The organism is Microbacterium luticellae (genome assembly GCF_050408645.1).
Classification (GTDB): Bacteria; Actinomycetota; Actinomycetes; order Actinomycetales; family Microbacteriaceae; genus Microbacterium.
Genome location: NZ_JBNTKE010000001.1, coordinates 868,918 through 883,947, shown reverse-complemented (window position 1 = coordinate 883,947; position 15,030 = coordinate 868,918). Strand labels below are relative to the sequence as shown.

Here is a 15,030-nt window from a genome sequence, read left to right as displayed (position 1 = left end):
AGAAGTACGGGTTAGCTGCTGCGTTCGTTAAAGGTGTCGAGCAGGCGCTGCAGCGAGTCGAGGCGGGCTTGCTGAGCCTGACTGAGCTCACCGGCGGCACGGGCCTCATTGAGAGCGCAGTCGTTGGCGTTCACCAGATGCGTGCATCCGCGGGGACAGTTCTTCGCAATCGCTGCGAGGTCGGGGTATCCGCTGAGCAAATGCGTCGGGTCGACGTGCCCGAGACCGAAAGAACGAACACCCGGCGTATCGATCACCCAGCCCGAACCCGTGGCCGAACGGTAGCGCAGTGACACCGTTGATGACGAGGTGTGCCGGCCCCTCCCTGTTACCTGATTCACGTGGCCGGTGGCCCGCTCGGCGCCGGGCACGAGAGCATTCACAAGAGTCGATTTGCCCACGCCGGAATGGCCCACAAACACGGTGGAGTGGCCGATGAGGTGCTCGCCAATGTCGTGCAGTGGCACGTGCCCGCGCCCACTGGTAAACACTGTCAGGTCGAGGCCATCGAAGTGCGCAAGAAAATCGCTGGGGTCAGCGAGGTCGGTTTTTGTAACGACCAGAAGGGGCCGGATGCCGGCATCCAACGCTGCAATGAGGTATCGGTCAACCAGTCGCGCGCGGGGTTCAGGGTCGGCTGCCGCGACCACCACGAGCATTTGGTCGGCGTTGGCAACGATGACCCTCTCGACCTGATCGGTATCGTCAGCGCTGCGTCGCAGCAGCGAAGTGCGCTCAATAATGCTCACGATGCGCCCCAGCGTGCCTGCTTCTCCCGAGGTGTCACCGACGACGCGCACCCGATCGCCGGTGACAATCGGGGTGCGGTGGAGTTCGCGTGCGCGGGCTGCGGTAATGAAACGTTCGTCATCGGCATCTTCAGCCATGAGCACGGAATAGCGGCCGCGGTCAACCCCGACGATGCGCCCCTCTTGGGCGTCTTCATGGGCGGGGCGACGCTTTGTACGTGGGCGGTTGGCTTTCGGATTAGGACGAACACGGATGAGGTCTTCGTCAAACTCGTCGTATTCGTTGTCGTCGTCGGCCAACCAGCTCACGCGAATGTTCTCCTTACTGCCTGTTACTGGCCTGCAGCGGTTGCGGCCATGGCCTGCCACAGCTGCGCGAACTCGGGCAGCGTTTTTGCGGTTGTGCCAATGTCGTCGACCGTGACACCCGGCACACCCAGGCCCACGAGCGCGCCTGTTGTTGCCATACGGTGGTCGTGTTGCGCTTGCCACGTGCCGCCGTGGAGCGGACGAGGAATAATGCGCAGGCCGTCATCCAACTCTTCTGCTTCGCCACCCAGGGCACGAATATTGGTGACGAGCGCGGCGAGGCGATCGGTCTCGTGGAGTCGCGTGTGTCCGATACCGACGAGCGTTGAAGGGCCATCGGCAAACACCGCGAGCCCGGCCAGTGTGGGCGAGAGCTCGCTGGCTGCCGAGAGATCGAGATCAACAGCCCGGATGCGGTCGCTACCGTGCACCGTGAGCACACCGTTGTTGCGTTCAATGCGCGCACCGTAGGCACGCAGGAGCTCGGGCAGCAGTGCCCCCGGTTGCGTGGAGCGCGTGGGCCAGCGCGGTACCGATACCTGACCGCCGGTGACCAGCGCGGCTGCCAAGAACGGTGCGGCGTTTGAGAGGTCGGGTTCGATGACGATCGATTTTGCGCGAGGGGTGCCCGATTGAATAACCCATTCGTAGGGAGAGGGACGCTCGATGCGCACGCCCCGGCGACTGAGCGCCTCGACGGTCATATCGATGTGCGGAAGGCTGGGCAGGCGGTCACCAGTGTGGATGAGGTGAAGCCCCACGTCAAAGCGCGGCGCGCACAGGAGCAATCCCGAGACGAACTGGCTGGAGGTAGAGGCATCAACTTCGACCCGGCCGCCGCGAATTTGGCCGCGTCCGCGAACCGTGAACGGCAGCGACCAGCGACCTTCATCATCAACATCGACACCGAGATCGCGCAGCGCCGAAATAATGGCGCCCATGGGGCGGTGCAGCGCGGTTTCATGCGCGGTGATTAGTACGTCGTCGTCGGCAAGACCGGCCAGCGGGGCAACGAACCGCATGACGGTTCCGGCTTGACCGCAGTCAACGGTGCCTCCGCCTCGCAGGGGTGCGGGAGTGATGTGCCAGTCTGGCCCATATTCACTGTCTCCATCGACCTCGTCAATGCCCACCCCCAGTGCACGAAGAGCATCGACCATTCGCTGGGAGTCATCCGAATGCAGTGGAGCGTGCAGCGTGCCGGGGCCATCGGCGATGGCGGCAAGGATGAGTTCCCGGTTCGTCAGCGACTTAGAACCGGGGATAGAAACGGTCGCATTGACCGGGGCAGCGGCCGCGGGGGTTGAGTAGCCGTCAACCGGCGCGGGGGAATATTGGTGGGCAGTCATCGGTTTCTACCCTAGTGAACCCTGAGCGTACCCGTACTGATTTGGTGACAAGCCATAACAGGTGACACCGCGGGGCACGGTTGGCAGACGCTTGTGGCGGAGAAGAAAGGAGTGCCCGGTATGACAGCTGTGTTGCGTACGCGACCACTGATCGATGATCACGGCACTGCCGAAGACGATGCGGGCGCTCTAGACTGGCCGGTAATGGATGAGACGCTCACCGCTGATGACCATGCTCGGCGGGAATTCGAAGAACAAGCCATCCCGTACATGGATCAACTGTACGCGGCGGCGATGCGCATGGCCAGAAACCCGGCAGATGCCGCTGATCTGGTGCAAGAGACGTTTGTGAAGGCCTATGGTTCGTGGGGTTCATTCACGCAGGGCACGAATTTGAAGGCGTGGCTGTACCGAATCCTCACCAATACGTACATCAATATTTATCGTAAAAAGCAGCGCGAGCCATTTCAGGGTGCGATCGACGAACTCGAAGACTGGCAGTTGGGTGGCGCCGAGTCGACAACGGCGACCAGTAGTCGCTCGGCGGAGGCCGAAGCTATTGACCGGATGCCGGCGACGGCGGTGAAAGAAGCACTGCAGTCGATTCCCGAAGACTTTCGGCTCGCCGTGTACCTGGCCGATGTTGAAGGCTTCCCGTACCAAGAGATCGCCGAGATCATGAAAACCCCCATCGGCACCGTTATGAGTCGCCTGCACCGTGGCAGGCGGTTACTCCGGGAGCTGCTGGCAGACTATGCCGCCGAGCGAGGAATTGCCGCGGCCGAACCAAGGAGCACCACATGAGCGACTGCGGATGCGAGAAAGCTCGCCGCGATCTCGAAGAGTACTTACGCAATGAAGTGTGTAAAACCGAGCACGCCGATATTCGAGCACATCTAGAAAATTGCCCGTCGTGCCGTGACGAGGCGCTCGTTGCCACAACACTGACCGAGGTTATTTCGCGCGCCTGTAAAGAGACGGCTCCCGAAGAATTGCGTGACCAGGTGCTTGCACGCCTGCGCGAGGTGCAGGCCACGAAACACTAGGTAACGGCGGATCGGGTGGCTGGGGCCGGAGTGGGGCGGTTGTTAGGCTGGTCGAATGAGCAGCTCGACATCGCAGCAGCATCCGGTAGACCCTACAACTTTCGCTCGCCTCGCCGAGCAGAACCTCATATACAGACTCATAGATTCTGCGAATCCCGATGATCTGCGTGCTTTTATGCGCGCTGATGCCCGAGGATTCCTCGATGAAGAACCGACCGACAAAGAACTTTCGTCGTATGCCCCAGTAACTGCCGCGCGCCGCAACATCGGAGTATTTGATTCGGATGCCGCTGCGGGCGACCTACCCGTTGCCACGGTCAACTCATGGGTGACCCCTATGACCGTCCCCGGCGGGGAGATTCCACTGTGGGCTATTAGCTCCGTAACAGTTGCGGCGACCCGGCGGCGCCGTGGTATTGCCCGCGGTCTTTTGGAGGGCGAGCTGCGCGCAGCGGCGGCGGCCGGTATTGCTGTCGCGGGTTTAACGGTCTCCGAGGCCACGATTTATCGCCGCTATGGTTTTGCGTCGGCGGTTCCAGTAGCAGAGATTACCGTCGACACACAGCGGGCCGGCTGGATTGGACCGACAGACAACGGCGTACGCCTCGACTATGGCACCCCCGACGATCTTGCAGCCACGCTCAGTGACCTTCATGAGAAAGAACGCACGCAGCGTTCCGGACAAATCGCCGGGTGGGAAGGTCGTTGGCAGCAGTTCTCTGGCGCCGACGAAACGGTCAAAAACGCGCGCTCTCTTCGGGGCGTCATTGCCCGCGATGCCTCAGGAGAGGCATCCGGAGTCATGACCTACACGCTCGAAGAGGTCGCCGGAACATTCCGTTTCGAAATGCGCATTCGACACATTTCGGCGTTGACGCCCGAGGCACTACGCAGCCTGTGGCAGTTTGCTGTGCAGCACGACCTCGTCATTCGTGTGCACGCCGATCAGCGCCCCGTGGATGACCCACTGCCCTGGCTGGTTGCCGACCAGCGAGCCGTCACCGTGCGAGTGCATGATCACGGATGGTTGCGGGTACTCGACGTGCCGGCTGCACTGCAAGCACGAAGCTATCGCGCACCCCTGAATGTGACGATCAAGGTGACCGACTCGCTGGGCTTTGCCGAGGGCACATGGAATGTTTCGGTGACCGATGGTGCGGCCACCGTCGTGCCGGCCAGCGTCACCGATGCGGAAGCTGATGTGCGGCTTGACGCGCCGGCACTGGCGGCACTGTATGCCGGAGGAGTGAGCGCTCTTCGCCTGCGAGCAGCCGGGCACCTGCACGCCACGTACGAGGTTGCTGCCGCCGTCGACGACGCGTTCCGTGCGGTTCCTGCGCCCGTCCTGGGCATCTGGTACTAGAAGGCTTGCATGCTCGCCCAGCGCTGAGCACAACAACGGGTGGTGGCGATGATCTTTTATGATCGTCGCCACCACCCGTTCGTGTACTTCGAAGGGTTTACAGCGTCAGTGCCTGCTTAATAAGCTCGGCCTGCTCGACAGCGTGTACCTTCGATGAGCCCGTCGCGGGAGAAGCCGAGGCCGGGCGGGCAATAGCACGCACCTGGCGAGGGCCGTCGGTCTCCAGGAACGTGAGCGCCAAGAACGGCCAGGCACCCTGATTCTCGGGTTCTTCTTGCACCCACACGATCTCTGCATTCGGGTAGGTGTCGGTGATCGCCTTGATTTCATCGATGGGTGTTGGGTATAGCTGCTCAACACGCACGAGTGCAATCTGTGGGTTCGGGTTTTTCTCCAGCTCTGAACGCAGATCCCAGTGAACCTTGCCGGAGTGCAGAATCACTCGCTGCACAGCGTTGCGGTCAAGGCCGCGATCGTCATCAAACACCGGCTCGAAACGGCCCTGCGTGAAGTCTTCTACCGAGCTGGTCGCGCCGCGCAGGCGCAGCATCGCCTTGGGGGTAAAGACAACGAGAGGCTTGCGGGGGCGCGCATACGCCTGACGACGCAGCAGGTGGAAGTATGACGCGGGTGTGGAAGGCCGCGCAACAATCATGTTTTCCTGTGCACACAGCTGCAAGAAGCGCTCGATGCGGGCCGACGAGTGGTCGGGTCCTTGGCCTTCGTAACCGTGCGGCAGAAGCAGCACGACGCTGGATTGCTGGCCCCATTTCTGTTCGGCCGAAGATACATATTCGTCAATGACCGACTGTGCGCCGTTGGCGAAGTCGCCAAACTGCGCCTCCCAGAGTACGAGCGACTCGGGTGACTCAAAGGAGTAACCGTATTCAAACGCCATCGCTGCGTACTCGCTCAGCAGCGAGTCATACACGAAGAATCGTGCCTGGTTGGCGCTGAGGTTACTCAGTGGCAGCCACTCTTGACCATTTGCGCGGTCGTGCAAAACAGCGTGACGCTGCACGAAAGTACCGCGGCGTGAATCTTGCCCGGCAAGACGCACGGGGGTGCCTTCGACCAGCAGCGAACCGAATGCAAGGAGTTCGCCGAAGCCCCAGTCGATATTGCCCTTACGGCTCATATCGACGCGGCGGTCGAGCTGCTGTTGCAGCTTGGAGTGCACCGTGAAGCCTTCGGGTTTATTGGCGTGGGCATCCCCAATAAGGTGGATGACCTCGAGTGGCACACCGGTGACATCGGGTGCACCGGTCTGCGCATCGACGGTGTCGAGCTCGGGCGCGATCGGGGTCGCCCCGGTCTCGGCCGCGTGAGTCTCCGCAAATGCGATCTCGAGGCGATTCTGGAAGTCGGCCTTCGCCTGCTCGTATTCTTCTTTTGTGATGTCGCCACGACCCACAAGCGCCTCGGTGTACAGGCTTCGCACCGAGCGCTTCGCCTGAATCAGGTCGGTCATCAGCGGTTGTGTCATCGATGGGTCATCGCCCTCGTTGTGCCCGCGTCGACGGTAGCAAATGAGGTCAATCACGACATCCGAGTGGAAGCGTTCGCGGTACTCAAAAGCAAGCTGTGCCACGTGCACAACCGCTTCGGGGTCATCACCGTTTACATGGAAGATGGGTGCTTGGATCGTTTTTGCCACGTCGGTGGCGTACACAGAGGTACGCGCATCGGTGGGCGTGGTGGTGAAACCAACCTGGTTGTTGACGACGACGTGCACGGTGCCACCGGTGCGGTATCCGCGCAGCTGCGACATCTGCAATGTTTCGACAACAACACCCTGCCCGGCAAAAGCGGCGTCACCGTGCACAAGAATCGGCAGCCACGTGAATGTTCCGATAGGTTTGCGGTCTTGTTTCGCGCGAACAATGCCCTCGACAACACCATCGACTGTTTCGAGGTGTGAAGGGTTGGCAGCCAAATAGACGGGCAGTTCTGCACCATCCTGGGCGACGAATGTTCCCTCGGTGCCGAGGTGGTACTTGACGTCTCCTGAGCCGCGCTGGTTGCCAGGGGCAGTGGAACCCTCAAACTCGCGGAAAACCTGACCATAGGTTTTCCCGGCGATATTCGTTAGAACGTTGAGGCGACCACGGTGTGCCATACCGATCGCTGCGCCATCCAAGCCCGCCTGCGCTGCTCCCTGCAGAATCTCATCGAGCAGGGGAATGAGAGACTCTCCGCCCTCGAGTGAGAAGCGTTTTTGACCGACGTACTTGGTCTGCAAGAACGTCTCAAACGCTTCGGCCTCGTTGAGCTTGCGAAGAATACGCAGCTGCTCTTCATGGCCGGGCTTGACGTATTTAACCTCGACCTTTTCTTGGAACCAGCGGCGCTGCTCGGGGTCTTGAATGTGCATGTACTCAATGCCGAGCGTGCGGCAGTACGAGTCGCGCAAGACCCCGAGAATATCGCGGAGCTTCATGGTGCGCTTGCCACCAAATCCGTTGGTGACGAATTCGCGGTCGAGGTCCCAGAAGGTGAGGCCGTGTGACTCGATTTCGAGGTCGGGGTGCGAACGCTGCACGTATTCCAGCGGATCGATATCGGCCATGAGGTGGCCGCGTACGCGGAACGAGTTAATGAGTTCTTGCACACGCGTTGTCTTGTCGACGCGCTCGGCAACATCAACAGCGATATCGCCCGCCCACTGAATGGGGGCGTAGGGGATGCGCAGTGCACGGAAGATGTCTTCGTAGAACTCACGCTGACCAATGAGGAGTTCGTGCACCTTCTTGAGGAACTCACCTGAGCCCGCACCTTGAATGACGCGGTGGTCGTAGGTGCTGGTCAACGTGATGGTTTTGCCGATTCCGAGAGAGTTGAGCGTTTTCTCGTTCGCGCCCTGGAACTCTGCGGGATATTCGAGTGCTCCGGCTCCGATAATGCAGCCCTGTCCGCTCATGAGCCGCGGCACCGAGTGCACGGTGCCGATGCCACCGGGGTTGGTGAGCGAAATGGTTGTGCCCTGGAAGTCGCCGGCCGTGAGCTTGTTTGCCCGGGCGCGGGTAACCAGGTCTTCGTAGGCTGCCAGGTATTCCGTGAACGTCATCGTGTCGGCACGCTTGATGCTGGGCACCATGAGAGCGCGTGTGCCATCGGGTTTAGGGATGTCGATGGCGATGCCGAGATTGACGTGGGCCGGTGCTACGACCGACGGCTTGCCGTCAACCTCTGCGTAAAAGACGTTCTGGCTGGGGAAGTTCGTGAGAGCCTGAATGATCGCCCAACCGATGAGGTGGGTGAAGCTGACTTTTCCGCCGCGCGTACGTGCCATGTGGTTATTGATGACGATCCGGTTATCGATCATCAGCTTGGCGGGAATCGTGCGAACACTCGTTGCTGTGGGGACCGTGAGCGACTGGTCCATGTTTTTTGCAAGAGTCTTGCTCATTCCGCGCAGCGGCGTCACAACGTCGCCCGACTCTTCTTCTTCGTCGGTAGCGTCTTGTTTACCGTCGGGGACCTGAGCCGGGATGGGCGCCTGGGCCGCGGGTTTATTGGTGGTGCGCGCTACCGGCTGTGCGCCGATAACAGGGATCGGGGCGGTAACGGGGTGCGCGGTCGCGCTGCCGTTTCCGGATGCTGGTGCTGGTGACGCGGCGTCCTCGGGTTTGTAATTTTCGAGGATGGGCCACCATTCTTTATCGACGGAGTTACGGTCGGCTTTGAACTGCTGGTAGAGCTCGTCGACGAGCCACGAGTTCGCTCCGAACTCTTCGTCGTTAGATGCGCCGATGCCGGTCAGCTGGCTGGACACTCTTGTTCGCCCTCTTTCGTCGCTGAAGGGAGCATGCCGGCGGGTCTGTTCCCGCTCCTGTTCACACTCAGAACACAAGCCTAATGCCTTCAACGCCGTGAAGATGCATGTGAGCTTTGTACGGACAGCGGCGCGTGGTGTCGGGGAGAGGCGATAGCGTGAAGCATATGGACTTCATTGGTGCAGCCCCGACTGTTGACTTGACGTATTCTGACGTGTTTTTGGTGCCGCGCCGCTCGGCGCTCACGAGTCGTCTCGACGTTGATTTGTCGCCGAGAGACGGCACTCCGGCGACACTGCCGTTGGTGGCGTCGAATATGAATTCGGTGACGGGGCCGCGTCTTGCTGCGGTGCTGGCTCGGCGCGGAGGCATTGCGGTGCTTCCGCAAGACTCGGGGTTGCAAGAATTAGCCACGGCAATTACGCAGGTTAAGCAGCATCCGGTGCGGTGGGACACCCCCATGATTTTTGCTGAATCGGCGACGGTAGCGCAGGCGCGCGCCGTGGTGCCTGCGGTGCCGGGGTTTGGTGTTGTGGTGATCCGCGATGCGGGTTTCCCTCTCGGAGGGCAGGGCGCGGTGAGTTTTGCGCCTCATGGTCGGGCGCATGATTCCGAGTCGGTGCGTATTGCCGCAGGCGATGTTGTGGGTGTGGTGATGGCCGAGCGGCTGGCGACGGCGCTTCCGGATGCCACGCTGGGTGCGCTCGTGCATGAGGTGTCGGCGTCGCTGGAGGCCGAGGCGATCAGCGAGGGGCGCGAAGCTTTTGACACGCTGCATGCACTGGACGCCGAGATGGTGTGCGTTGTTGACCGCGGTTTTTTGGTGGGCACGCTGACCGCACGCAGTGCTCTGCGCAGCACGCTGTATCGACCCGCTCTCGACACTGAGGGTCGCTTGGCGGTGGGCGCTGCCGTGGGCATTAACGGTGATGTCGCGGCGAAGGCACGCGCGCTCGTGCAGGCCGGTGTTGACGTATTGGTTGTTGATACCGCGCACGGACACCAGGAGTCGATGGTGCGCGCGGTGGGGACGGTTGCCGAGCTTGACCTGGGTGTGCCTATCGCGGCGGGCAATGTGGTAACCGCAGAGGGGGCTCATGATCTGGTGGAGGCGGGCGCCACGATTGTGAAGGTGGGTGTGGGCCCGGGTGCCATGTGCACGACGCGCATGATGACGGCGGTGGGCCGGCCACAGTTTTCTGCCGTGCTCGATACGGCGCGGGCAGCTCGAGAGCATGGCGCGCATGTGTGGGCCGATGGAGGCGTTAAGTATCCGCGGGATGTGGCCCTTGCCCTGGCCGCGGGTGCCTCATCGGTCATGGTGGGCTCGTGGTTTGCTGGCACGGTGGAGGCCCCGGGAAGCATTCAGACCGATGCTGACGGGCGCGTGTACAAAGAGTCGTGGGGGATGGCATCGACGAAGGCAGTGCAGGAGCGGTTTGCGCGGCTGGATGCCTTTGACCGTGCCCGAAAAGAGCTCTTTGCCGAGGGCATCTCTTCTTCGCGCATTTATCTTGATCCGCTGCGCCCCGGGGTAGAAGACCTGCTCGATATGATCACCTCGGGTGTGCGTTCTTCGATGACGTATGCGGGTGCGGCCAGTCTCGCCGAGTTCCACGAGCGCGCCCACGTGGGTGTGCAGTCTGCCGCGGGTTATGAAGAGGGCAAGGCACTGGCTGTCAGCTGGTAGCCGGATGCTGCGCAACGACCCTGCGCGCGTGAAGGTTTTTTGCGGACAATCAGGCTACAATCATGCCCACAATGGACGACCCCCCTTCTTGTAGTACTTCGCCCCACAGTTTCTGTATTTTTCAGGCTCAGGATGTGTCATGAGCACCTGGATCTTGCTGAGTGTGGGGCTGCTGCTCACTATTGGCACTGGCCTGTTCGTTGCCAGTGAATTTGCCCTCGTCAATCTTGACCGTGCCGATGTTGAGGCGCGCAAGGCGCGAGGCGAGACTCGACTGTCACTGACTATTGAGGCGTTGAAGATCACATCGACGCACCTTTCGTCAGCACAGCTGGGAATTACTCTCACAACGCTGTTGACAGGCTTCACGATGGAGCCCGCGCTGACACGGTTGCTGTCGCCCGTGCTGGCATCGTGGGGTGTGCCCGAACCGGTGGTTCCTGCTGTGTCGGTCGTAGTTGCTGTGACGCTGGCGACGTTTTTGTCGATGGTGCTGGGCGAACTGGTACCGAAGAACTTCGCTTTAGCGCTGCCGCTTGCCACGGCCAAAGTGGTGATTCCTTTTCAGACGGCTTTTACGTTTGTGTTTAAACCTGCCGTCGTGGCGATGAACAGTAGCGCCAATGCCGTGCTGCGCGCCGTGGGTATTGAGCCGAAAGAAGAACTGTCCGGCGCGCGGTCGGCCGAAGAGCTGTCGTCGCTTGTGCGACGGTCAGCATCGGCCGGAATGCTCGAAGAAGACACAGCGACCCTGCTGGATCGCAGCATCAGTTTTGCCCGGCTGACAGCCGGCGATGTGATGACCGCTCGGCCCGCAATGCACGCGCTCCCGGCCGCGGATTCTGTTGCCGAGGTTATAACGCTCGCACGTCGCACAGGACTCAGCCGTTTTCCGGTGTACGACGAAGACTGGGACGACATTACCGGTGTCGTGCACGTGAAATCAGCGGTGGCCGTACCGCGTGATCGGCGAACCGAGGTTCCTGCCGGAGCGATCGCCACCGAACCCCTGCGGGTTCCTGAGACCGTCCACCTCGACACCCTGGTCGCTGAGCTTCGTTCACGTGGCTACCAGATGGCCATCGTGGTCGACGAATACGGCGGTACCGCGGGGCTTGTCACTCTCGAAGATCTTGTCGAAGAAATTGTGGGCGAGGTCTCCGACGAACACGACCGCTCCCGCGCGGGGATTGTGCGCAGCGGCGACTCGGTGATCTTTCAGGGCGGTCTGCGCCCCGATGAACTGCTGCGACTGGCCGGTGTTGCGGTGCCGGAGGGCGATGTATACGACACGGTCGGCGGCTTTATTATGTCAACCCTGGAACGCGTGCCGATGACGGGCGATGAGGTGGTTGTTGACACCGGCGTGTTGAGCGTTGTGCGCATGGACGGACGCCGCGTTGACCGCATCCGGTTTACTCCTCACCCTCAAGAAGAAACCGTCGGCGACAGCGAGGTGGCACGATGAGCCCCTGGATGGGCCTGGTATGGCTGGTCATTCTGCTGGTTATCAACGCGTTTTTTGTGGCCGCCGAGTTCGCTGTGATTTCGGCGCGGCGCTCGCAGATTGAGCCGCGGGCCGAAGAGGGCTCTCGCGCGGCCCGCACGGCGCTGTATGCCATGGAACATGCAACGCTCATGCTGGCAACATCGCAGCTGGGTATTACGGTGTGTTCACTCGTGATTTTGAATGTGTCAGAACCGGCGATCCATCACCTTATGCAAACGCCGCTGCAAGCATGGGGTGCCCCGGATGCTGTTGTAGCATCGGTCTCTTTTGCCGTGGCGCTCATTGTTGTTTCGGCACTGCACGTGATTTTTGGCGAGATGGTTCCCAAGAATATGGCGTTTTCTGTGCCCGACCGTGCTGTTTTGGTGTTGGCGACGCCGCTCGTGTGGCTGTCGAAGCTGCTGCATCCGGTGATTTGGCTGCTCAACACGATGGCCAACGGTGTTTTGCTGCTGTTTCGCGTGCAGCCGCGTAACGAGGCAGCGTCGGCGTTCACTATCGGCGAGGTGGCCACGATTGTTGACCAGTCGCGGCGTGAAGGTGTGCTGACCGATACGGCGGGCACGGTAGCGGCGGCGGTGGAATTTACCGATAAAAAGGCGCGCGATATTGCTGTGAGTCTTTCGGAGCTTGTGACTGTGGCCGAAAATGTGACGGCAGAAGACATTGAACGCGCGGTTTCGCGCCACGGTTTCTCGCGGTATGTCGTGGTCGATGGCGAAGGTGTGCCGGTCGGTTACGTGCATTTGAAAGATGTTTTGCGCGATGTTGAAGATCCGCTCAGCGAGCCTGTGCCGCTGCCATCCAAGCGCATTCACCACCTGATTCCCGTGCAAGAAGACACTGATCTTGAAGACGCGCTGGCGATTATGCGCCGAGCAGGCAGGCATCTCGCCCGAGTGCGTAATGCTCAGGGTGAAACAACGGCCGTGCTGTTTTTGGAAGACATTATTGAAGAGCTGATCGGTGAGGTGCAAGATGCCACGGCTCGCCGATTTGGTCGCTAAGTGCACAGGCATCGGCCAGGCGTCGGGGGTTGCCACTAGCGTAAAGGCATGACACTTTCGCAGCCGCATCAGTGCACGATAGCCTCGACCCGGATGCTGCTGCGCGCACCGACACCCGCCGACGACAAGTATTCGCGGGGCGTGGTCGGAATCCGCACGGGTTCACACAGGTACCCGGGTGCTGCAGTTATAGGGGTTGAGGGTGCGTGGCGGTCGGGCGTCGGAATGGTGCGCTATGTGGGCGAGGCTGCCGGCGAAGTATTGGCGCGCCGGCCCGAAACGGTGATCGGCACGGGACGATGCGAAGCCTGGGTGGTGGGTTCGGGCACGGATGCCGCCGAGCGATCGGCGAACGACACCGCGCAGTTGCAGCAACTCATGAGCGGGCACGCGCCCGTGGTCGTTGATGCGGGGGCCATCGACCTCGGCGTTCAGGCTGCCCTGCGCGGCGACGGCGCACCCCTCGTGTTCACGCCGCACGCAGGAGAATTCGCACGCCTGTGCGCGGCACAAAGCTGGACCGACTGCCAACTACCATCCGCAGAGAATGCATCGGCTGCATCACCTTCTGCGGTGCTCGCACAGCGGGCACAGGTCGTCGCGCGCGCTGCGGAACGCCTGCAACAGACCGTTGTGCTGAAGGGGTATTCCACGCTGATTGCCGCGCCCGGCGAGCACGTTTACTGTGTGGAATCGGCGACACCATGGCTGGCGGTGGCCGGGGCCGGAGACGTACTGGGTGGCGTTATAGGAGCGGTAATTGCGCAGCATCCGGATGCCGCTGTGCATGACGCTGCGGCGGCCGCCGTATGGTTGCACGGTCATGCTGCTCGTATAGCAGCGGGTGTGGCGGGCACCGATGCAGGAATTGGCCGACCGATTGTGGCGATGGATGTTGCCGAAGCGCTACCGTACGCGGTACACGAGGTGCTCACGCATGACGCAGAGTGAGCCCGTAACTCGGCGGTGGCGGGTGGTTGACGCGCGGTGGAATGCTGCTGCTCTGTGGCTGCTGTTTGTTGGGGCGCACGCTGTCGTGGCGGTGCTTGCCTGGGGAGTGCCGGGCGACGCCATGCACGATGTGTATGGCGTGTATGAGCCCTGGGTGCGTGATGCCGTCACGGGCGGCACCATCGTGGGAATTGATGAGCGCTGGGTGTACCCGCACCTGGCCATGCTGCCGATGCTTGTGGCGGGCGGCCTCGCGCAACTACTGGGCGCACTACTGCCCGCGCTTGGCCCTGCCGTTGCCTATGCGTGGGCGTGGGCGGGGTTGGTGACAATTCTTGACTGTGTCGCTTTTGCGCTGCTCATGGGCAGGCCATCGTCATCGATCGTGCTGCTCACTGTGCATCGTCGCCACGCGGCAGCACTCGTGTGGGCGCTGTCGTTTGCCGCTCTGGGGCCGGTAGGCATGTATCGCATTGACGCGATTGCAGTGCCTCTAGCCGTTATGGCGTCGCTGGCCCTTGTGCGGCATCCGGTACTTGCCGGTGTGCTTTTTGCGGTGGGTGCGTGGATAAAAATTTGGCCCGGCGCGGTGGCTCTTGCCGCAGTTGCGGTGCTGCGGGACCGGTGGCGGGTGCTGGTTGGAGCCGTGAGCGTGACCGGCGCCGTGATGCTGGCGATTGTCGGAATCGGGGGAGGATCGCACCTGCTCGGTTTTGTGGCCGACCAGGGAGAACGTGGCCTGCAAATTGAGTCGGTCGCAGCGACACCGTTTTTGTGGCTGGCTGCCCGAGGCCAGGCTGAGATTCATTTCTCGTTTGAAATATTGACGTTTGAAGTGACGGGCCCCGGCACTGCGGCTGCTTCGGCACTGCTGAACCCGCTGCTGATTGTCGCGGTGGCAGCAATTGTTGCGGTCGCCATAGTGTGCGCGAAACGCAGTGGTGATGCGACCGCGCTGGTTGCACCAACCGCATTGGCCTTGGTGGCCGCGCTGATTGTTGCGAATAAGGTGGGGTCGCCACAGTTTCATACCTGGCTGGTTGTGCCCACCATGATGGTGGTGGCGCTGCGCACCCCGGGGTACCGGATGCTAGCAGCCATGGTGATTACTGCCACTGCGCTCACCTTTGTGATCTACCCGCTGTCGTATGCGTGGCTTACCGCAGCTGTACCCTGGGCCGTTGCCATCGTGACGCTGCGCAACCTGCTGCTGGTGGCTGTGCTCGCAGTGGCCGTGCGGGGAATACACGCCACCTACCGGCAGGCTCTTTAAGCTTGTG

The 15,030-nt window shown here is 61.5% G+C and carries 11 protein-coding genes; 8 read left to right on the top strand and 3 right to left on the bottom strand.

Annotation, left to right across the window (positions count from 1 at the left end; translation table 11 throughout):
- Positions 1 to 11 precede the first annotated feature (11 nt).
- Both rsgA and aroA read right to left on the bottom strand, forming a co-directional pair.
- Complete coding sequence (rsgA, locus tag ACQUSW_RS04440) at positions 12 to 1,058, bottom strand: ribosome small subunit-dependent GTPase A (RefSeq protein ID WP_428931037.1); 1,047 nt, start codon at positions 1,056 to 1,058, stop codon at positions 12 to 14.
- 23 nt (positions 1,059 to 1,081) lie between these two features.
- On the bottom strand, positions 1,082 to 2,407 hold the full coding sequence (gene aroA / locus ACQUSW_RS04435) for a 3-phosphoshikimate 1-carboxyvinyltransferase (RefSeq protein ID WP_428931036.1): 1,326 nt from the start codon (positions 2,405 to 2,407) through the stop codon (positions 1,082 to 1,084).
- Positions 2,408 to 2,611: 204 nt separating this feature from the next.
- On the opposite strand from aroA, the gene ACQUSW_RS04430 reads away from it, so the two are divergent.
- The 3 genes from ACQUSW_RS04430 to ACQUSW_RS04420 are packed head-to-tail and all read left to right on the top strand — an operon-like array spanning position 2,612 to position 4,816.
- Positions 2,612 to 3,211 (top strand): sigma-70 family RNA polymerase sigma factor, encoded by a 600-nt coding sequence (locus tag ACQUSW_RS04430; RefSeq protein WP_428931281.1) that lies wholly within the window; start codon positions 2,612 to 2,614, stop codon positions 3,209 to 3,211.
- On the top strand, positions 3,208 to 3,453 hold the full coding sequence (locus tag ACQUSW_RS04425) for a zf-HC2 domain-containing protein (RefSeq protein WP_428931035.1): 246 nt from the start codon (positions 3,208 to 3,210) through the stop codon (positions 3,451 to 3,453). Before ACQUSW_RS04430 ends, ACQUSW_RS04425 begins: the two co-directional genes overlap by 4 nt.
- A gap of 55 nt (positions 3,454 to 3,508) precedes the next feature.
- Positions 3,509 to 4,816, top strand: a complete 1,308-nt coding sequence (locus tag ACQUSW_RS04420) for a GNAT family N-acetyltransferase (protein ID WP_428931034.1) — start codon at positions 3,509 to 3,511, stop codon at positions 4,814 to 4,816.
- A 97-nt stretch (positions 4,817 to 4,913) separates the two neighbouring features.
- Here ACQUSW_RS04420 and ACQUSW_RS04415 read toward each other — a convergent pair whose 3' ends face one another.
- Positions 4,914 to 8,591 carry a multifunctional oxoglutarate decarboxylase/oxoglutarate dehydrogenase thiamine pyrophosphate-binding subunit/dihydrolipoyllysine-residue succinyltransferase subunit gene (locus ACQUSW_RS04415; protein ID WP_428931033.1) on the bottom strand — a complete coding sequence of 1,226 codons (3,678 nt, stop codon included), beginning with the start codon at positions 8,589 to 8,591 and terminating at the stop codon, positions 4,914 to 4,916.
- Between the two features lie 167 nt (positions 8,592 to 8,758).
- Here ACQUSW_RS04415 and ACQUSW_RS04410 point away from each other — a divergent pair, with 167 nt between their 5' ends.
- The 5 genes from ACQUSW_RS04410 to ACQUSW_RS04390 all read left to right on the top strand — a co-directional run bounded on the left by ACQUSW_RS04410 (position 8,759) and on the right by ACQUSW_RS04390 (position 15,023).
- Positions 8,759 to 10,282, top strand: a complete 1,524-nt coding sequence (locus tag ACQUSW_RS04410; RefSeq protein WP_428931280.1) for an IMP dehydrogenase — start codon at positions 8,759 to 8,761, stop codon at positions 10,280 to 10,282.
- 139 nt (positions 10,283 to 10,421) lie between these two features.
- On the top strand, positions 10,422 to 11,750 hold the full coding sequence (locus ACQUSW_RS04405) for a hemolysin family protein (RefSeq protein WP_428931032.1): 1,329 nt from the start codon (positions 10,422 to 10,424) through the stop codon (positions 11,748 to 11,750).
- Positions 11,747 to 12,799: a hemolysin family protein gene (locus tag ACQUSW_RS04400; RefSeq protein ID WP_428931031.1), complete on the top strand. Its 1,053-nt coding sequence runs from the start codon at positions 11,747 to 11,749 to the stop codon at positions 12,797 to 12,799. Before ACQUSW_RS04405 ends, ACQUSW_RS04400 begins: the two co-directional genes overlap by 4 nt.
- A 48-nt stretch (positions 12,800 to 12,847) precedes the next feature.
- The gene (locus tag ACQUSW_RS04395) at positions 12,848 to 13,750 is read left to right on the top strand and encodes an ADP-dependent NAD(P)H-hydrate dehydratase (protein ID WP_428931030.1); all 903 of its coding nucleotides are present in this window, start codon (positions 12,848 to 12,850) and stop codon (positions 13,748 to 13,750) included.
- The gene (locus ACQUSW_RS04390; RefSeq protein WP_428931029.1) at positions 13,737 to 15,023 is read left to right on the top strand and encodes a hypothetical protein; all 1,287 of its coding nucleotides are present in this window, start codon (positions 13,737 to 13,739) and stop codon (positions 15,021 to 15,023) included. Before ACQUSW_RS04395 ends, ACQUSW_RS04390 begins: the two co-directional genes overlap by 14 nt.
- Positions 15,024 to 15,030: the final 7 nt, after the last annotated feature.